General features: G+C 61.7%; 15 protein-coding genes and 1 riboswitch. Of the genes, 5 read left to right on the top strand and 10 right to left on the bottom strand.

Annotation, left to right across the window (positions count from 1 at the left end; translation table 11 throughout):
* The first annotated feature begins 153 nt into the window (after nt 1-153).
* Nucleotides 154-1833 (top strand): DUF262 domain-containing protein, encoded by a 1680-nt coding sequence (locus P7B02_RS06610; RefSeq protein ID WP_277785531.1) that lies wholly within the window; start codon nt 154-156, stop codon nt 1831-1833.
* Nucleotides 1834-1953: 120 nt separating this feature from the next.
* On the opposite strand, the gene P7B02_RS06605 is transcribed toward P7B02_RS06610, so the two are convergent.
* From P7B02_RS06605 to P7B02_RS06590, 4 genes are all read right to left on the bottom strand, one after another.
* The gene (locus tag P7B02_RS06605) at nt 1954-3729 is read right to left on the bottom strand and encodes a response regulator receiver domain (protein ID WP_277785530.1); all 1776 of its coding nucleotides are present in this window, start codon (nt 3727-3729) and stop codon (nt 1954-1956) included.
* Nucleotides 3719-6703 (bottom strand): ATP-binding protein, encoded by a 2985-nt coding sequence (locus P7B02_RS06600; protein ID WP_277785529.1) that lies wholly within the window; start codon nt 6701-6703, stop codon nt 3719-3721. Before P7B02_RS06600 ends, P7B02_RS06605 begins: the two co-directional genes overlap by 11 nt.
* The gene (locus P7B02_RS06595) at nt 6700-7830 is read right to left on the bottom strand and encodes a DNA cytosine methyltransferase (RefSeq protein ID WP_277785528.1); all 1131 of its coding nucleotides are present in this window, start codon (nt 7828-7830) and stop codon (nt 6700-6702) included. The genes P7B02_RS06600 and P7B02_RS06595 overlap by 4 nt, the downstream gene beginning before the upstream one ends.
* A gap of 364 nt (nt 7831-8194) precedes the next feature.
* Complete coding sequence (locus tag P7B02_RS06590; RefSeq protein ID WP_277785527.1) at nt 8195-9106, bottom strand: HNH endonuclease; 912 nt, start codon at nt 9104-9106, stop codon at nt 8195-8197.
* A 393-nt stretch (nt 9107-9499) separates the two neighbouring features.
* Between P7B02_RS06590 and P7B02_RS06585 the strand changes: the two genes are divergently transcribed.
* The gene (locus P7B02_RS06585; RefSeq protein WP_277785526.1) at nt 9500-9838 is read left to right on the top strand and encodes a hypothetical protein; all 339 of its coding nucleotides are present in this window, start codon (nt 9500-9502) and stop codon (nt 9836-9838) included.
* Between the two features lie 91 nt (nt 9839-9929).
* Here the strand turns inward: P7B02_RS06585 and P7B02_RS06580 are convergent, their stop codons facing one another.
* Nucleotides 9930-10853, bottom strand: a complete 924-nt coding sequence (locus P7B02_RS06580) for a homoserine O-succinyltransferase (protein ID WP_277785525.1) — start codon at nt 10851-10853, stop codon at nt 9930-9932.
* Nucleotides 10854-10893: 40 nt separating this feature from the next.
* A riboswitch (SAM-I-IV-variant riboswitch) is annotated at nt 10894-11000 on the bottom strand.
* Nucleotides 11001-11422: 422 nt separating this feature from the next.
* Nucleotides 11423-13078, bottom strand: a complete 1656-nt coding sequence (locus P7B02_RS06575) for a Fic family protein (RefSeq protein WP_277785524.1) — start codon at nt 13076-13078, stop codon at nt 11423-11425.
* Nucleotides 13079-13590: 512 nt separating this feature from the next.
* Between P7B02_RS06575 and P7B02_RS06570 the strand changes: the two genes are divergently transcribed.
* From P7B02_RS06570 to P7B02_RS06560, 3 genes are all read left to right on the top strand, one after another.
* Nucleotides 13591-13860, top strand: coding sequence for a hypothetical protein (locus P7B02_RS06570; protein ID WP_277785523.1), 270 nt, complete (start codon nt 13591-13593; stop codon nt 13858-13860).
* Nucleotides 13861-14060: 200 nt separating this feature from the next.
* Nucleotides 14061-14498 (top strand): antitoxin Xre-like helix-turn-helix domain-containing protein, encoded by a 438-nt coding sequence (locus P7B02_RS06565; RefSeq protein WP_277785522.1) that lies wholly within the window; start codon nt 14061-14063, stop codon nt 14496-14498.
* Nucleotide 14499: 1 nt separating this feature from the next.
* Complete coding sequence (locus tag P7B02_RS06560) at nt 14500-15189, top strand: RES family NAD+ phosphorylase (protein WP_277785521.1); 690 nt, start codon at nt 14500-14502, stop codon at nt 15187-15189.
* A 314-nt stretch (nt 15190-15503) separates the two neighbouring features.
* Here P7B02_RS06560 and P7B02_RS06555 read toward each other — a convergent pair whose 3' ends face one another.
* Genes P7B02_RS06555 through tsaD form a run of 4 tightly spaced genes read right to left on the bottom strand, consistent with a single transcriptional unit; the run spans nt 15504 to nt 18229 of the window.
* Entirely contained in the window at nt 15504-15857 is a 354-nt protein-coding gene (locus P7B02_RS06555; RefSeq protein ID WP_431355802.1) for a Rieske (2Fe-2S) protein, read from the bottom strand.
* Nucleotides 15854-16144 (bottom strand): YciI family protein, encoded by a 291-nt coding sequence (locus tag P7B02_RS06550; RefSeq protein ID WP_277785520.1) that lies wholly within the window; start codon nt 16142-16144, stop codon nt 15854-15856. The genes P7B02_RS06555 and P7B02_RS06550 overlap by 4 nt, the downstream gene beginning before the upstream one ends.
* 4 nt (nt 16145-16148) lie before the next feature.
* Entirely contained in the window at nt 16149-17141 is a 993-nt protein-coding gene (locus tag P7B02_RS06545; RefSeq protein WP_277785519.1) for an NAD(P)H-dependent glycerol-3-phosphate dehydrogenase, read from the bottom strand.
* Complete coding sequence (gene tsaD, locus P7B02_RS06540) at nt 17138-18229, bottom strand: tRNA (adenosine(37)-N6)-threonylcarbamoyltransferase complex transferase subunit TsaD (RefSeq protein ID WP_277785518.1); 1092 nt, start codon at nt 18227-18229, stop codon at nt 17138-17140. The genes P7B02_RS06545 and tsaD overlap by 4 nt, the downstream gene beginning before the upstream one ends.
* Between the last annotated feature and the right edge of the window lie 53 nt (nt 18230-18282).

The raw sequence follows: 18282 nt of genomic DNA, 5'->3' as shown, positions 1-18282 counted from the left end.
TTACCGCTTGCGCCGCTTGCAGACTCTGGGGCCTGTCCGGAAGCCGGACGTTGGCCGACGCGGCCAAGATAGGTACCCTACGTTGGCGGTCAAAAGAGGCGGCCCGTCGCTACCGCGAATAATCAAATCGGTCACGATTTCAGGGAGCGGAACATGGCAGGCGTCGTAGCTCAGTCCTATCACCCGGAGAAACAGTCGATTGGGGATTTGCTGGCTTTGACCAATCCAGCAATTGTCGTTCCCGATTGGCAGCGGAACTATAGCTGGCGCATTGAACACGTCGAAACGCTCTGGAATGACCTGACCTTGTTTTCCGACCGCGTCGGAACGCGGATTACGGAAGAATATTTTTTCGGATCTCTGGTTCTCGTGAACGCGGCAGATCAACGCCTTCTTCTGCTTGATGGCCAACAGCGATTGGCCACTTGCTCAATCCTGCTTTCGGCAATCCGTGACACGCTAAATGGCCTCGACGACAAGCTGTCAGCATATCTCCAAGACAACTATCTTTGCGCATATGATGCGATCAAGAAGGACGTGATCAATAAGCTTCAACTGAACGTCTATGATCGCGACTTCTTCAAGCGTTTAATTTCGGTCGCGCGGGAGGATGGCTATGTCGAGCCCGTGCCCCAATACGCATCGCATCACATGATCAAGGGCGCACGCGCCTATTTCCTGCGCGTCATTGAGGATCGAACCAGGGGAATGCAGCCCGAGGAAAAGGCAGACTGGCTGCGGCGGTTGGTCGATATTCTGGCAAACCATTTCACAGTCATCGCAGCCTATTCGGACAATGAGAACAAGGCTGCCGAGGTATTCGAGACACTCAATGATCGGGGTATCGGCTTGTCGACGCCGGACCTACTGCGAAACTTCGTCATCCGTCGCACCCCAGAGGGGCAAAGGCCCGATGTGGTGGCCCGATGGGAAGATGTGATCGCGTTTGACACGGACTCAGAGATTAAGGCGTTCCTGCGCCACTACTGGATTTCAAAGCATGGCGACGTGAAGACCCAAAGCTTGTATCGCGAGGTCAAATCCGTCATCGAGCAGCAAAACATCGACTCCGCAGGGCTATCTGCCGAGTTGAGCGACGCGGCGAAGCTTTATCGTCGCATCAAGAATGCCGAGGCTGATACCGAAACGGACGCTGACATTCTGTCCGCCATCGACTCCGTCGGCGCCGGTGCCTCCATCCTTTACCCTGCGATTCTCAGCATCTTTGGCACGCTCAAGGGCGAGGAGATCACCACGGCATTGACCGCCCTGCTCAACATCTACACCCGAGACGGGATCATTGGCGGCATCGAAAACAGCGTCCTTGAAAACCGCTTTCACAGGGGCGCGCGCGATCTTCGAGGGCACGCATCACTGGCGCAATTATGCGCCGCTTTGGCAGACGGTGCCTTAACTGATGATGACGTTCGCAACAGGTTCGAGCGTTTGAGCCTGACGCAGAACGGTCCTCGCCGATACCTTCTGCACCGGATCGAACTGGCTAAGAGGGGTACCGAGGAATTGACAGTGAACCCACCTTCCAAGGTCCACGTCGAGCACATCTATCCTCAGACGCCTGGTGCAGGGCAGCGCTGGGCTAACCACGAGCGGTTAGTAAACAGGCTGGGCAACCTGTCCCTTCTCGACAAGCGCATCAACTCCGGAATTCGTAACGGCGTCTTCGCCGCCAAGAAGCCGTACTATGCGAAGTCTGAGATTGCCATGACCAGGGAACTGGTCAGCTATGACGAATGGACGGAAGATCGGATTGCAGTCAGACAAGCCGAGTTCGCCGGTTTGGTTCCAGGGCTTTGGCCCATCGTCAAGATTTGAATTCGAGCCGTTTACGGACGCCAAACGGCATTCCTCCTCACGGCGAAACGATGGATTCTGAAGGTCAGCTTGCCTCTCTAGCCGGGAACCTGAAAGTCGATCTATCTTTCGACGTCGGACCTAGACGTAGTCTAGGCCAATCCTCGTCATCGTGCCGCCTAGGCGCTGAACAAAGTTCAGAGCGTATTCATATCTCAACTGAGATACCACTCGCGCCGTTTCCACGCTGTAGGTGACTTTTCTGGACGTCCTCTTCGGAAGAAATACCTTAAAGGCGAAATTCTTTCCAAAGACACCCTTGTTGTCAGCCAAGAGATTGTACCAAGACGGGGCGGCGTCGTCGCTTGAAGGGTCGTTGTAGCAAAACGCCCTCACCTCGCCGTCAAGACGGAGGAAAATATACCTATTCGTCTGAACGTCCTCGATTTTTTTCTCTTTTTTTACGGGGTGAAGCTTTACCGCCATAAAGGGCAAGCGATCACCGTACACGTCGATTTTTGCAGAGGAAAGCTGAGACGGGACCGTGTCGCAAGCTGGCGATACGCAGACCCAATACTCGTCCCCCACCATAAAAACATGGCCGGTTGTCAGATGCCAACCGGTCGGTGCTTTGCTGCTGACGTAGGCATTGTGTTCACGCTCGGACAGTAGCTTTTCTTTTTCGTTGGCGAGATCGACCTTGAAGTGAGCGTCGCAGATATCAAGGGCAGGCCCGGAGCCGCTTTCTTTTCCGACAAGGCGCGTCGCAAACCTGTCGACCTCGGGAAGAATGCCGGCGAGCAACTGCTCCGAATGCCGGGCGACGCTCTCGGAAATCATCCAACGACGCTTTTCACCGTCCGCTTCGAGCAGGCGATGGTACCAGTGCGCCAGTGCGTGGCGATTGCTCAATACCGCCTCCTGCGCAAGCACGCCCCGCTCGTCCATCTCCGCACGTAGCTTTGCCAAAAACAGATGCGACGGCTGTGGTTTCCAAACATTCAGACTGGCCAGAAGGTCCGCAAGCAGGTCGTCATCGTCGCCTTTTTCGGAAAAGGCTACGAAGACAGAATCGCAAGCGATGTATTTGATCGCGTCGCCGCTCCAAGAGCGCGCGATCGTTTTTTCGCTGAGCTCCTCAGAAACCTTCGCCTCGATCTCCGACAAGAAATGGCGTGCAAGGACTTTCAACTCGCCCTTGGCTAAGCCTAGCCCGTCGGCGGCTTGTTTGAATCGTGCAAAGGCGCCTCGACCGGCAATGACGGCATCGATGTACTTGTCGCCGATGAGCCGTGCGTAGAGGTACTCGTCGACGCCAACACTAGTCATGAGCTCCGTAACCAGCTCAGCTTTATCCCCTGCGGCATCCTCGTCGTTTAATCCGTCCAGTTTGAATAGAAGCGCTTGGGCTCGCTCCTTGTTTGCGCCGTCACTAAACTCGCCCCGCACGCCGAGCAGCGCAAAAAGGACCTGACGGAATACCAAGTCCAGCTTCTCGCTCGTGTGCACGACCACAAGATTAAAGTGATTGTTTTTCGTCAGCCTCCGCACGATCTCTATAGCGAGCGTACCGTCATGCTCTTTTGTTTTGTCCAGCTCGAAATCAAGAACGAGCAGATCGGATTGATGCAGATGGGAGGCGATCTCGATCTCCTCCCCGGATGTCACGTTGGATCCATCGTGAATATCGACGAGTAGAGGCCGCTGCGGCTCCCTAAAACGGGAAATTACTTTCTTGATCCGCTCCGGGCGGCTGTACCAACTTTTCGTCCTCGGCGGCTCCTTGTGCTGAGCTCGATCAATCTCCGCACTTAGCATTTCATCAAACGTCGGATAGTCGTCGTCGACGATCAGTACAGACCGAATGGGCGCGATGAACGCCTCTTCGACGAACTCCGAATAGTGCTTACCCGGCATTGAATTGCGCCCCTTTGAACGCGATGAGGAAGTTGGCACCAGGCAACGGCCTGTTGCCTCCGTCGACCTCGTAGCGGATCCGGTGCCCGCCAGCGGCCAAGTTGGCGCGCGAAAGGTAGAGACCCACCCCACGCCCACCGCGCGCCTTTCTCGTGAAAAACAGCCCGAACAGATTAGCGACGTCCTCGGCGTCAACGCCCGGTCCATTGTCCGAGACGGCGACCTCGTCACCGACTACGCTCAGTAGAATTCGACGCTCGCCGGATTGACCCAGGCCAACCCAATAAATGCTGTTGTTCACGAGGTTGATGAAAACCGGGAACAACCGCGACTGCTGGTCGAACACTCGGAACTGAAGAAAATCCGACGTCGCTTCGAGAGCGATCTGCCCCTTAGACAGGTGTAGCTTGAAGAATTCACTCAGGTATTTGAATACTTCTTCGCCCGTAATCCAACGCTGGATGCGCTGCCCCGCCAATCTCAGGGGCGACAAGAACCGGAGCTGATCCGTCAGGCCGTCGAACCCAAATTCGATGTCTTTGGCAGCCTTGGTCTCGCGTACGTCGGCCGGCAGCTTCGCGAGCGCCGCGCCGATGATGTCGTCGTAGGCCTGGAGCTCGTGGCCGACGATCTCGACAGCGATGCCAAGCTGCGCCAGCGCGTTCAGCCTTTCGAGCTCCATCCGAAGCTCTGATACCTCTTCCATGCCGAACATGGCGAGATGCTCAAGATCAATGCTCTCCTTCAAGCTTTCGAGCGCGCCGATGTAGGGGACGAACATGTCCTCGTTGGCGGAGTCGACGTCCGACTTCATACGGTCCAACAACTTGGCCGCCTCACTGAAGCCGATCTCGCCTCGATCAAACCGGGCTAAGATTGCCGGTGCCTCGGCGTGGAAGACCTTATTCCGCTCGGCGACGAGCTCACGAATTCTCTCGAACTCGGCCTTTTGCAGGGTATCGACCGATTTGCGCCAGCCTTGGATACGGCGATGGATCTGCGCGGCGTTGCGAGCGATCTGTTTCTCCAACAAGTCGCGCGGCTGCGCCGGGCTTACCAGCTCGATCTTGGCTTCGAGATCCGCGGCGATCGCGGCTGCCAGGACCGACGCGTCTCGCATGGAGTCGCGATAATCGCCGAAAACACTCTCCAACGTCCCGAGATTTTTTGGAGCACCGGGAAGCTTGTAGTCGTTTATGCGCTCGCGAAACGCTTCAAGCTGCTGCTGGGCGACCGCAATGTCGCTCTCGTCTCGCACTTGGATGTTTCTGGCGAAGGCCTCCATCTCTCTGTTGAGTTTTGGAACGTCCTTCACGTACGCTTGCAGCTTCGATCGGAATTCTTTCCGTTGGCGTTGGCGTAACTTGTTGCGCGCTTCAGATGCCCTGCCTGCTTGGTTTGAAGCTTGGAGTTGCGGCAGCATTTCCGCACGAAAGTCCGACGCCGACCCGTAGTAGCGGCGCGCAGAGGTCATCAGCACGTTCGAAACTAAGATCTTGAGCGTTTTTGCCGCTCTGTTGTCGAGCAACCCCTCTCGGCCGGCCTTATCCTTGAGGTTGGGATTACGGTCACGCCGAATCGACAGGCGGCCGAACATTTGCCGGTGGTTCCAGAACTCGCGGCCAGCGCTTTTACTGCGCCGTGATTCGATCTCGAAGAAATCGTTGTCTTCTCGACCGTATGGCAACACGCGCAAACCATCTCGGAAAATCATAAATCCCGAATACTTTTCCGCTAGGGCTTTGTAGCGCTCGAATTCGGCCTTCGGCAGCGAACTATTGAGTTGGACGAACTCCATGGAAGCTACGTAAATCTCGAACGGACCGACCTCGGAGTCAGCGCGCCGCGGAATGATCAAGTCCTTGGGCGGCTCGATGACGCAGTCGCCTTCGATCCAGTTTCCGAACGCCTTGACCTTTCCAGTGAACACGCCGTCGGCGTCAATCCGACCGAAGAGCAGATGCTCCATTCCATCGAGCGTGCGGCGATCGAATTGCTTTTCGGCCCCGACGATCAGGCGCGGCACCGCACCGTCCCAGGCACGAACCGCGTAAGCGAATTCCAACTTCGCCGCCGCTGACCTCGCATCGGCAAGATCTACGAAGGGATCGACGAAACTGGTCAGCGTTTCGAAAAATCGATCCAACGCTCCACGCGCCGACGAATCGGCCGGCTTCTCATCGAGCTCGACCTTTAGATCGTAGTTGATGTCGCCGACCACAAGCGCGGTGCCGTGCTCACACTCGCCGGACCAGACAGGCCATTGGCCCAGGTGCCGTTCAGAAAAATCGATGCGAGCGATCGTATCTAGGATCGCCTGCGATGGCGGTTCAATCTTGTTCGAGATCCCCGCTTCCTGTTCTTCAGCGAAAAGGCGATCGTAGGCTTGCCAAGCCGCTCTCAGACGTAAGGTGCGGGCTTCCTCGCCCTCCCCACCCGTAACGTTTCTCGCCAAGCCCGTGGACAATTGCGGGAGAAGCGGTAGCAGCTCGTCGCGATGCTCGAACTCCGCCACAGGGACCTGAATATCGACGAGATTCAGGAATGGGTTTTCAAACAAGCGCCAATCGACAAGTGCTGCGACGAAGGGGGTCTCTCGTCGCTTCGAAACGAGCAGGAGAATGGGGCCCAGGTTCGCACAAGACAGGCGGCCGATCCCCTTTTGCCCCTGACGGGGTCGGAGTTGAAGGCCGTTTCGATCGCTAAGGGGCGTTCGATCCGAAAGAGCCTTCGACTCAGTACCAACGACCAGCCAGCGATTTTCGAACTCGAACCGGTTCATGCCGTGTCCGTCGTCGCTGACTACCGCGACGGGATCGCTACCGCCGTAAATGTCTAGGGCCACGGTCCGGGCATAGGCGTCGAAAGCATTCTTCCAAAGTTCGGAAATCGCGGTCGGGCAGTCGGCGATCTGCTCGCGGCCAAGATGATCGACCGTTCTCGCCTTGGTTTGAAACGCGACCGTACTGATCACGCGGCAACGTCCTCAACCTTATGGATTTCCGCCGGGCTCCCCGCAGACTCGTCGCCAGCCTCGTTTTTCGTAAAGGCCTCCCCGGCGGCAAGCAGCAGCGGCTTGAGGTGCTCGATGAGAATTTGACCCAAGGCGACTGGGACGGCGTTACCGACCTGCTTACCGGCAGCCATGAGACCGCCTTCGAATATGAACGTGTCGGGGAACGTTTGAATACGCGCTGCCTGTCGGACTGTAATGCCGTGATGCAGCGTCGGGTGCACGAACCGCCCTTTGGACGGATTGATACAAGCCGTCGTCATTGTCGGCGCGGGCTGGTCGGGGTCGATGCGCCCGTAAACGTCCTTGTGCCCGTCGTGATCCGCATGGCACGGCAGAACACGGCCCGAATCCGCGCGGCTGCCCCCGTTTGGCGGCGTTCTCTTGAAGGCCTCGATCAACGCCGCTCCGTGCGACATGTGGACGTCGTTGACGTCATTTTCAGCAGCCGCCCGAAATGCGCCCTTGCAGTTCACCCAGCGAGCCAGCGCCTCGTCCTTCGCGCACTTTTGGGGATTTCCGTGAGTCGCCCTCGGCGGCCAAGAGAAGCCTTCTAGATCGAGATCGTTTTTCACTCCAAGGATGAAGACGCGCTTTCGTCTCTGCGGGAGACCATAGTCGCGCGCGTCGAGTATGACTGAGTTGAGGAGCCGATAGTTCGAATCCGCAGCCGCTGTATAAAATCTCTCAAGGGCTGCCGCGTGCCGCGGCCAAAGCATCCCCGGCACGTTTTCCATGAGAAATGCCGTCGGCGCGAAGGCTTGCACGAACTCGAAATAGACGTGGATCAGATCGTTCCGTTCGTCATCGACACCGGCGCCATTGAGTCTGTGGGTCGAAAAACCTTGGCAAGGCGGACCGCCCAGAAGAAGATCACAGCGCTCTTGGTCGAACAGTTCGGCCGCGAGCGACTTGGGCGACAGTTCGCGTATCGACTTGTCGATCAACCGCAAAGAGGGATGCCCCTCGCAGAGGTTCCGACGGTAGGTTGAGGCGGCGGCCTTATCGTATTCCACAGCGAGTCGGATATCGAAGCCGGCCCGCCGAGCGGCCAGAGAGAAACCGCCCGCTCCCGCAAAGAGGTCCACGCACTTCAAAGCGCGCTCTCTCGGCGCTGGCGCGTTTCCAGCATTGCTATAACCCGCCCCCAACGACAGCCTCTGCAACCTCGGCCGGAACCGTGTCCGGGAGTTTAGCTTGCTTCGCTAACTGTGTCCGTATCGTTAACACGAAGAAACGATTCTGCTCTCGCTAAGCGTGCGCAACCAACCCCTAACCGCTACAGCTACTTCGCGAATACGCGGAGCCCCCACTACGAAGCTCCAATCGCTGCCCCGCTGGATTGTCGCACCCTTCACCCGCCAGCGGCGAAAGATCGCCTCCGTTAAATGCTCGTAGTTTAACGACGCGGAGAGCGGACCTTCCCAACGGAATCGATGAGCCGTTTTTTGGTCAGACGCCGGCAAACCGCTCCCGGTGAGCAGCCACGAACGATGAGCTCGGCCACATCCGCGAGTCCTTCGGAAGGAGGATGCGTTCCGCCTGGGGCGCGAAGAGCTGCCGCAACTCCGCCGGCACCTTATTGTGAGAAACCAGCAGGCGCATGTTGACGTCGATCGAGATGAGATGCCTGTCGAAAAGCCAATGAGCCGTCGCCGACAGTGCGATGCCGTTTTGGACAATGTCGGGACCACCATCTGCGACAGGAAGAATATGGGCAGCCTGTACTTCGGATCGGCCGCCGCCGTTGACGATCTTCAACCCGGTCACCGCACATCGATCATCATAGGCGCGGCACACAGCTCGACGGAAGTTCGCGTCCCGCACCTTGCGATTCACGAGCATCTCCACCACACCCCGCTCGGGTATCTCCGGCGGGGCATTCACCAGGTTCCAGGTCGCCTCATCAACGCTTCGCTGGTCGAGACCCAGCATCCTGGCATTAGTGGGGTCCGACGTCTCGGAAAGGCCCGTCTCGATGATCGCGACGAAATCGGCCTCCTCCAACTCGCGGACGGACTTGCCTCGAAGAAATAGCCCTACCTGCGGGACGTTGGTGATCTTTCGCAACGCGGCTTCCGCGTACTTCCCGTCTACCCGCCAGGGAACTGGCCGGTCGAACGCCAAAAAGTCGGCGATAACCGCGTAGTGGTGGCCGGGCGTCGTCGTGTCGGGAGTGATGCCGGCCACACGGCCGACGGCGAAATAGGCGATACCTTCACCGCCTGCTCGCGGACGGCGGAACACGACCCAGTCGCCCACACATCGACTCATGACGCCGAGATACCGCGACGGGAAATGATATCGACCGGCAATCTCGTCGTCGTAGGCTGACTCCGGCTTCGTATCGAGGATCGCCTTCATCGTATGCACTTCCCACGCCCTTGAGAAGAATTGCAAGGCAGGCGAGTTGTCTCAAGGCGCCACAACTGAAGCCGTCAGCGTCAAAGGGTCACGGTTAAGCTTGGTAGGCGGTCAGCTGCCAGAAGTTTTGCCAGATCGAACCCGCTCCTACGCAGACTCTGGGGACGACCGCTGCGAGCCGAGAACGGCCTACCGCCAAACGCCAAGCCAAGACTCTAATGTTCAGCCCAGCAATGTTTGGGTCGGACTTCGACCCTAGTCAGCGCTTCCAAGGATCCGCCTTGTCGGGCACTCAATGGTCAAGTTAGCGTGCAACCCATGGCATCCCCCCATCCGGTCCTTCTCGTCCGCGCGAATGCCCGCCGCATAGCAGCCAGTCTCGGTGGGGCCGCCTTGGCGACCTTCACGGTCTTTGCCTGGACAGGCGCTTTCGCATCGCGCTTCGCAGGCGGCCTCTTCATCGCTATGTCGGCGTTGGCCATCGCCGTTTTCGCCGCCACAGAGCCACGCCTTCTGGCTCGGGCACGGACTGCAACCCTAACTTCCTTGGCCTGGTGGCTGCTGCTGGTTCTGATCGCCAGCATCGTTACTCTGACCAAATCTGGACGCTTCGACGAAGGCGGCCCGCTTGGTCTGGCGCTTGTCCTCGGCGTCTATGTAGGCCTTCCCATAATAGTCTTGGCTGTCATGTCGGCCGAGCTTCTGGGTCGACTATTCAGAGATGAGCACTGAGCTTGTTTGACCGTTAGGCCCGCTCACGCCTCCCTCGCCTGCTGGCAGATCAGCGCCACAATGACCTTGCGAAGACTCGCTGACCTACGGCCTAGCGGCCTCTGCCGATCGCGCGAGGATCGAATGGCGTCGTCTGATAAATCTCGTTGATCCAGTTAGCGAACAGCAGGTGGGCATGGCTACGCCAACGGTTGCGCGGCGCACGCCCCGAGTCGCCGCTCGGGAAGTAATGGGCCGGAACTGGCGTCATCGGGTCCTTGGCCCGGTCGCGGACATATTCCTCGGCCAGGGTCGTGGCGTCGTATTCCAGGTGGTTGAACATGTGCAGTGACCGGCGGGCCGGGTCCTCGATCAGACACAATCCCGCCTCCTCGGACTCCAGCAGCACCTTCAGCCCAGCCCCGGCCGGCAGGTCCTCGGGCCGCACCTCGCTCCAGCGCGAGACCGGCACGTCAATCTCGTCGGCGAGCCCTCGCAGATAGGGCGAGGATGGCGCGACCAGAGTGTGGGCATAGACCCCCGAGCGCTTCTCGGCCAGTACGTGCTTGCCCACGCCATGGAAATGCCGCAGCGCCGCCTGCGCGCCCCAACAGATGGTCAGGCAGCTGTGCACGTGCTCCTGGGTCCAGTCCAGGATACGCCGCAGCTCGTCCCAGTAGCCTACGCCCTCAAACGGCAGGGTCTCGACCGACGCGCCGGTGATGATGAAGCCGTCGAACCGTTCGTGCGCCACCTCGTCCCAAGTTCGGTAGAAGGCGGCCAAGTGATCGGCCGAGGTGTTGCGCGAGATGTGGGTGGCCAGCTGGACTAGGGAAAGCTCGACCTGCAGCGGCGTCGCGCCCAGAAGGCGCGCGAACTGGGTCTCGGTCTTAGGCTTGTCCGGCATCAGGTTCAGCAGGCCGATCCGCAGAGGGCGGATATCCTGGCGCGTGGCATCGGTCTCGCGCATCAGCACAACGCCTTCGGCCTCGAGTGTGGCGCGCGCTGGCAGGGTGTCTGGGATCTTGATTGGCATGCACGTCCTCCTCGTCATCGATGCGGACGCAAGGAAGTCGGATCACCCGTTTCGTTGCCGCCTCGGCCACATCCCCCCTGGTGGGAGCGCCACCTTGCTCGGGGAGCAGGTTGGCGTCGGGCTGAGCCCGATCTCTTGATGCATCGCCACCACTACATCGTGGAGCTGAGCACCACAACTCTGGCTCGCCAAACAATGCTGACTGAGTTGGGAAGTCTGTTCACCCACCCAAAAGGCGACCTATTGGTTAGGGCTTGAACGGCACCGAGAGCAGACCTGTCGAGCAGCGGCTTAGAGCCGTTATGCGCCATCCCTCTTCAGCATCGGGGCGGGGACGCCGCGGCAAGCAAGTGTTTGCACTCTTAACGCGGATCATGCTGGACCGGTGCTGATCTCGAAAACGCGGCCGCGATGAGCGTCATGAGAACGCCAGCGCCGTACCCTTCAAAGCGCCAAGCGCCTTTGTGGCCGCAACTTCTACCTCCTGCTGGCGGAGAAGGCGCTGACCGCTGGGATCCAGGAGGCCTACATCCAGGGCGTCTCCACGGCGAATTCGGTTCTCACGCCGCTCACTCCGCCGTCGGCGCGTCGCGTCCCACGCGATGCGCTAGAAACTGTGCGAAGGGCACTATGTCCCCGTTGTGGCTGGCGGCTTCCAAGGCGGTCATGTAGTCGTCGCGCGCCTGCACGGGAATGACTGTCCAAGGATAGCCGCCGGCTGCCATCATCAGGTTCATCAAGAAGCGCCCCATGCGTCCGTTCCCGTCCACATAGGGGTGAATGTAGACGAAGATGAAGTGCCCCAGGACGACGCGCACGGCGGGATCGGGCTCGGCGGCGAGCAGTTCGAAGAAGACCGGCATGGCGTCGCGCACGCCGTCGGCGTGCATGGGCACGTGGCGCGACTTGCTGATGAACACCCGGCCGCCGCGGTAGCCGGCGAGACTGGCGGGCTTGAGCAGACCGGCCCGGACGCTAGGCGAGAACAAGGCCCGGTACCAGGCGCCGTGGTCGCGGTCGGCGACCTTACCGCAATTGGCGCCGGTCAGCACATCGCGGACGCTGGCGCGCACTGCCTGAAAGGCTTCCCAATAGCCTCGCGCGGCGAGTCCGTCGGCCAGGCGCCGGTCGTCGGCGTTGACCTGCGGGTTCCACGCGCCGCGGCGGACACGCTCGATCAGGTCTGGGCTGACCCGATAGCCTTCGATGGAAAGCGAGTGATAGGCGTCCGTCTGATAGAGGTCATCGACGCCCTGCAGGTAGCCCTCTGGCTCGATCGGCGTCTTGGGCGGCGGCGGAAAGTTCTCCCGGACCGGCCCGCGCCAGTTTTCCCACAACAGGCGAATACGTTGAGCATAGGCCGAGCGGTCTCGCCCGAAGGCCGCGCCGTCCACCCGCGTCTCGAAGGGATCGTTCTCACGAATGTCGTAGCCGGCGCTGCGCATCGCCGCGATGATCGCGTCGGCGTCCCGATTGCGGCCGATATTGCGAAAGGCGCCGGCCAATCGTCCGGCGATATGGGTGCGCCCGTCGAGAAGCCGCGACAGCAGCGCCGAGGCGTCGCGTTGAAGTGACAGGACGGTTCGCATCTCCGTCGGCGCGTTGACATAGGCCCCCGGGCCGGCGGCCACGAGCGCCGCCTCGGGCGTATAGGCGCGCAGACCCTCCACCTCGACCAGATCTTCCCCGCGGGCCGGATCCAGCCGCGCTTCGTAGATCGAGGCGCCATGGATCAGGTCGGTCTTCTGGTTGCGCCCATTGGGGGCGCGAACCAGCAGTTGGGCAGGCACGCTCCATTGGCCGGCATGGAGCGACAGCGATTGCTCCGGCGACAAGGACCACTCGTCTCCGAGCCGCTCTGTCAGGTAGGTGCGGACGAAATCCCAGTAAGAGGCGTACCAGGCGGTTGTGTCGCCGCGCGGCGCATCGGGATTGGCCGGCGCGTACCAGCCGTTGATGATCGGCTCGATGAAACCGTTTTCGACCAGCAGTTCGCGTTCGCGACGTTCGAGCTGTCCGCTGCGCAGCACAGCATGGCCGGCGGTCTGCAGGCGACGCAGCTTCTCAAGTGCGTTCGCGAGCTTTTCCTGCGGCGTCGCCATGATTAAGTCCCGAAAGCTTTTGACCGCATCGGCGCGCGGTATTTGTCGTTGGTGTTTCGCTACGACGTTTTCGAACGTGCGCCGCGCGAATTCCTGCGTAGTTTGACGCGTTATTTTTAGCACATTTTGTCGTGCTATTTTTAGCTAATTTTGACGGGATAATTTTAGCGTATTCTGAAGGGTGGAAATTAGCGAATTACGGCGAACAAAGAAATGCGCGCTTCGATCGCGTGGATTTCGAGCGGTGAAAACGCCCGCGTCCGCGTCAGAGACAGCGAAGACGCCATCCAACGAGCACTGAAAGGCGTCGGGTCGCCCATTTCAGCCCAGCCGGCGCGTTCGGAGCGTCCAGGCCGTCGGTCGCCGGTTGCGCGATGGCCCTCTGTCCAGAACCGATTGAGCTTCTTGATGTCCAAGTGGATCAATCGCAGGGCGCGTGAGCGCTCGTGGCGCCCGATCGCAACCTTGGCTCAAGCATCTTAAGCTTGCCGAGGCCGGACGGCGCAGGACCAAGCCCACGGTCGAACGGGCCATGCCCAATCAGCGGGCGATGAGCGGCCCCGTCATCCGCCGGCGGCGCATCGCTCCGATCCGCTGTGATCAATGAGGCGTCCGACATCGTCAAAGGCCGCTCAGTGGCCAGCCGACCCTGGGAGGCGCGGATCAGATCGACGCAGCGGCTGGTACGCGACAAGTATCTCCTGATCGCGGACGATCTTTTGCGAATGGGCTCGCACGAGGATCGGGATCTGGCCAAGCGGCTGCAGGACTATGTGGCCCGGATGCCAGCGCCGCTTACGCGCAGGGAGCTGTTGGTGGAGGAGGCCAGATCCATCGAGACGATCAGATCGCTCGAGCGGGTCGCCGCCAGGCATAGGGACCAGGACCGGGAGCTGTCCCGTTAAGCCGCCTTGGCATTAAGGTATTCAGACATCAACTTTCCTTCCGAGCGAGCCTGGATCACGCGAGGACTTGTCAGCTCATCAGACTCGACCGTTTGGCGCACGGACCCAGTGGAAACGGGCAGCCGTTGTAAACGGAACCTTTGCGAAGCTACTGGACTTCCGCACCTAGAGATGCGATTTAACGCACCTGGAGATGCGAAATGAACAGCGCCTTGGAAACGAGATATCCGTCCCTAAGGCCAGGGGCGGAACCGCAGACCTTCGCCCGCGAGGAAGACCGCGCTCGGCTCGGTGCTGTCGCCTTGAAAGCCTATCGCTCGCTGGCGAAGAAATGGGGTCTGACCAATGCCGAAGCCGCCAAGCTCATCGGAATTTCCGAAAGCAGCTGGGACCGCGTGAAGAGCGGGAAGGACTTGGTGCTTAACCAGGACCAAATGACACGCGTCTCGGTCCTCGTCGGCATTTTCAAAGGCCTGAACCTGCTCTTCGCCGATAAGATGGCGGACGAATGGGTGCGGCTGCCCAACCGCGGGCCTCTCTTCGATCGCCGGACGCCAATCGACGCGATGATCGAAAACGGCATCCCGTTCATGCTGGACGTGCGCCGCCTGGTCGACGCCGTACGGGGTGGCGTCTGACGTGCTCGACGGCCTAACGCTGACTACTGACGCTTTCGCCAAGACCGTCCGGTTCGTGGCGAGCGCCAAGTTGCGGCCGTCGGTGCTGGAAATGCTCGTCGATCCCGCCGAAATCTCCGCGTTGGCCGAAATCGAAGGGGCCACGAGCACCCGCTTGGTCGCCCAGGATCGCGGCACGTCTGTGCTGAACGCAAAGGAGTTTGTCTACGGCGTCCCGCACGCCGCCTTCATCAACGCGTCCTTCGCCTACGCCAAGCCGAGGGACCCCAACCGTTACAACGGCGCGGACCTCGGAGCCTGGTATGCGGCGCTGGACCCGAAAACGTGCATGGCCGAGGTCGCGTTTCACATGACGGAGTTCCTCGCCGACGCCGGCAAACTTGAAGGCGTCGTCGAGTACACCGAGATGTGGTCTAGCATGTCGGGGAGGTTCCTCGACCTGCGCCCACATCCCGCTCACGACTCGCTCCACCCGGACAAGACGATCGGATATCCGATCGGCAATGCGCTAGCCGAACACGCCCGAGCCGCCGGTTTGAACGGCATCATCTATCCCTCGGTCCGGCATGCGGGAGGGGTCTGCTTAGCGGCGTTGCGCCCCTATGTGGTCCAATCCGTCGCTCAGGGCGCGATGTACCGGTTCACATGGTCGGGATCGCCTGCGCCCTCAGTCGAGCAAACTACAACATAGGTCACCGCCAACTCTGTCAGAGAGCGCCCGAATTGGTCGTCACGCCCGACGCGAAGGTTCCTCCGACGCCGTCAGCCGGCCTGCGAAATCTCGACGACCAATCCACCTGGCAGCTCAATGGCGCTCGGCCTCTCCCCGGATCTCGGGGAAATCCGCCAGCTGCTCGTGATTGACCACGAGGAGGATGTCATAGTCGCTGTAGCGGCGGCCCACGGGATCAGCAGAACAAAGTGGACCGCACGTCGACCCCATTGTCCGAGCTGAGACGATATTCTGCGGCAAAGCTCGAACGACGAAATCGGGATTGGTGACGCTCAGGTCGTGACGATCCAGCCGTCCTCGACGGCGACCGGCCAGGGCGTCAGACTTTCGCCAGCGCAAGGACCTACGGTGCAAAAACCGTCCTCGGGGCGAAACAGCGCCCCGTGCCCCGCGCACAGCAGGGCGTTTCCGTCCCGCGTCAGATAGCGGTCCATCATGGCCAGGGGCCAGCCTGCGTGCGGGCAGGAATCCACATAGCCGACAAGCGTCCCCGCCCGCCGGACCACGAAGCCGGCGAACATCGCCTCGCCGGTGCGGAAGCGAAAACCCTTGGCCCCCGGTTCGGCCACCTCGTCGAGGGCGCAGAGCCGGGTCCCGGGCGCGGGGCGGGCGAAGTTCTCGATCAGGCCGGCTTCCCGATGGCCACGCGCCAGGGAAGGATCTCGGTGGTGGCGAAGATGCCGGCCTTGGCGAAGGGATCACCCTCCACATAGGCGCGGGCCTGGGCCAGATCCTCGGCCTCGATCATCATCAGCGAGCCCACCACGGTCTGGCCGTCTTCGGAAAGCAGGGCGCCGGCGATGCGGAACACCTGCGGCAGGCTTTCCAGATATTCCAGATGCTCCGGACGAGTGCTCTGACGCAGGTCGCCCGTGCCCGGCTTGTCGGTGGCGCGCAGCATGAAATAGGCCAAGGCTTCAGTCCTCCTCTGACTTCAGGGGCCGCGACAGCAGCCCCTCGATGGCGGCGTCCACATCGACCCGACCCGACAGGATCGCATCGACGGCGGCGCAGATGGGGGTCTCGACGCCCAGCCTGGCGGCCAGGGCGGTGACGGCGGGGGCGGAGGCGACGCCTTCGGCCACCGACAGTTTGCCGGCCAGGGCCTCCTGCAGCGTCTTGCCGCCGCCCAGGGCCAGGCCGACGCTCATGTTGCGCGATTGCGGGCTGGAGCAGGTCAGAACCAGATCGCCAAGACCGCAGAGGCCGGCCACCGTGGTCGCCTCGCCGCCCAGGGCCACGGCCAGACGGGTCAGTTCGGCGAAGCCGCGGGTGATGACGGCGGCGTGGGCGCTGCGTCCCAGGCCCCGACCCTCGACGATGCCGCAGGCGATGGCCAGGACGTTCTTCACCGCCCCGCCGGCCTCGGCCCCGATCATGTCGTCAGCGAGGTAAGGGCGGAAGGTCGGGGTGGCGATGGCCTCGGCCAGGGCGCGGCCCAGGGCGTCGTCCGGGCAGGCCAGGGTCACGGCCGTGGGCAGGCCGCGCGACACCTCGCCGGCGAAGCTGGGGCCGGACAGCACGGCGGCCACCGCCTGCGGGACCGTCTCGCCCAACACCTCGGTCATCAGCTTCAGCGAGCCCTGCTCAACGCCCTTGGAGCACAGAAGCACGGGCAGGCCTTCACGGGCGTGCGGGGCGAAGGCGACCAGGGTGGCGCGCATGTGCTGGGCCGGCGGCACGGCCAGGATCAGGTCGCAGTCGGAAAGATCGGCGAAGTCGCGGGTGGCGCGGACCGCCTCGTCCAGCTTCACGCCCGGCAGGAACAGGGCGTTCTCGTGCGTGGCGTTGATCCCCGCGACCACCTCGGTCTCGCGGGCCTGCAGCACCACGTCCAGGCCCGCGCGGGCGCAGACCTGGGCCAGGGCCGTGCCCCAGGCGCCGCCACCGATGACTCCGGCTTTTCTCATGCTTTGGCGCCTTTTCTTCCGAAGACGTGGGTTGGGTTGGCCGCCGCCGCCGCCGCGTCCAGCGGCCAGCGCGGACGGGCCGGAGCGTCCATGCCGTCCTCAACGCCCAGGGCCAGCCTTTCGGCGCCGGCCAGGGCGATCATCGCGGCGTTGTCGGTGCAATAGGCCAGGGGCGGGGCGTCGAATGAAAAGCCGTGCTTGTCCGCCGCCCCCTTCAGCGCCGCACGCACGGCTCCGTTGGCGGCCACCCCGCCGGCGACCACGAAACGCGGGGCCTCGCCCGCATGGCGCTCCTTGTAGTCCGCCATGGCCCGGTCGGTGCGTTCCGACAGCTGTCGGGCGATGGCGGTCTGGACGGCGGCGGCCAGATCGGCGCGCTCCTGCTCGGTCGTCACCGTCTCGGCCAGCCTTGCGGCGGCTGTCTTCAGGCCCGAAAACGAAAAATCGAAACCCGCCCGCCCCAGCAGTGCGCGGGGCAGGGTGTAGCGGCTGGCGTCGCCGGAGGCGGCCAATCTCTCGAGCGCCGGCCCGCCGGGATAGGGCAGGCCCATGCTCTTGGCGATCTTGTCGAAGGCCTCGCCCGCCGCGTCGTCGATGGTGGTGCCCAGACGTGTGCAGGCCCCGACCCCGGCCACTTCGAGAAGTTGACAATGCCCGCCGCTGACCAGCAGCAACAGGAAGGGATAGGCGATCTCGGCCCCCAGCCGGGCGGACACAGCATGCCCCTCCAGATGGTTCACGGCGGACAGGGGCAGGCCGCGGGCCAGGGCGACCGCCTTGCCGAAGGCCAGGCCCACCATCACCCCGCCCACCAGGCCGGGGCCGGCCGTGGCGGCCACGCCGTCCAGGTCCTCGAACGACAGGCCCGAGGCGCGCATGGCCTCCGCGGCGATGGCGTCGATGCTCTCCACATGGGCGCGAGCGGCGATCTCGGGCACCACGCCGCCGAACGGGGCGTGTTTTTCGAACTGGGTGCCGATGATCGACGACAGCACCTCCACGCGCCCGTCGGCGTCGCGGCGCACGACCGCGGCGGCGGTCTCGTCGCACGAAGTCTCCAGGCCTAGAATGGTGAGGCTGGCGGTCATCGGTTGCCGGGGAACCGGCGCTCCTGTAGCAGCGGCGTCTTAGGTCGCCTTCA

The sequence above is a fragment of the Caulobacter segnis genome (assembly GCF_029543125.1).
GTDB lineage: Bacteria > Pseudomonadota > Alphaproteobacteria > Caulobacterales > Caulobacteraceae > Caulobacter > Caulobacter segnis_D.
Note: the sequence above shows the minus strand (reverse complement) of the source record. Positions and strands in the feature narration are given on the sequence as shown.

What these genes read in the sequence shown, in the direction of transcription:
- P7B02_RS06590 (WP_277785527.1), bottom strand. Translation starts at nt 9,106, where the DNA reads ATGAAGGCGATCCTCGATACGAAGCCGGAGTCAGCCTACGACGACGAG.
- P7B02_RS06580 (WP_277785525.1), bottom strand. Translation starts at nt 10,853, where the DNA reads ATGCCAATCAAGATCCCAGACACCCTGCCAGCGCGCGCCACACTCGAG.
- P7B02_RS06565 (WP_277785522.1), top strand. Translation starts at nt 14,061, where the DNA reads ATGAACAGCGCCTTGGAAACGAGATATCCGTCCCTAAGGCCAGGGGCG.
- tsaD (WP_277785518.1), bottom strand. Translation starts at nt 18,229, where the DNA reads ATGACCGCCAGCCTCACCATTCTAGGCCTGGAGACTTCGTGCGACGAG.
- P7B02_RS06545 (WP_277785519.1), bottom strand. Translation starts at nt 17,141, where the DNA reads ATGAGAAAAGCCGGAGTCATCGGTGGCGGCGCCTGGGGCACGGCCCTG.
- P7B02_RS06610 (WP_277785531.1), top strand. Translation starts at nt 154, where the DNA reads ATGGCAGGCGTCGTAGCTCAGTCCTATCACCCGGAGAAACAGTCGATT.
- P7B02_RS06605 (WP_277785530.1), bottom strand. Translation starts at nt 3,729, where the DNA reads ATGCCGGGTAAGCACTATTCGGAGTTCGTCGAAGAGGCGTTCATCGCG.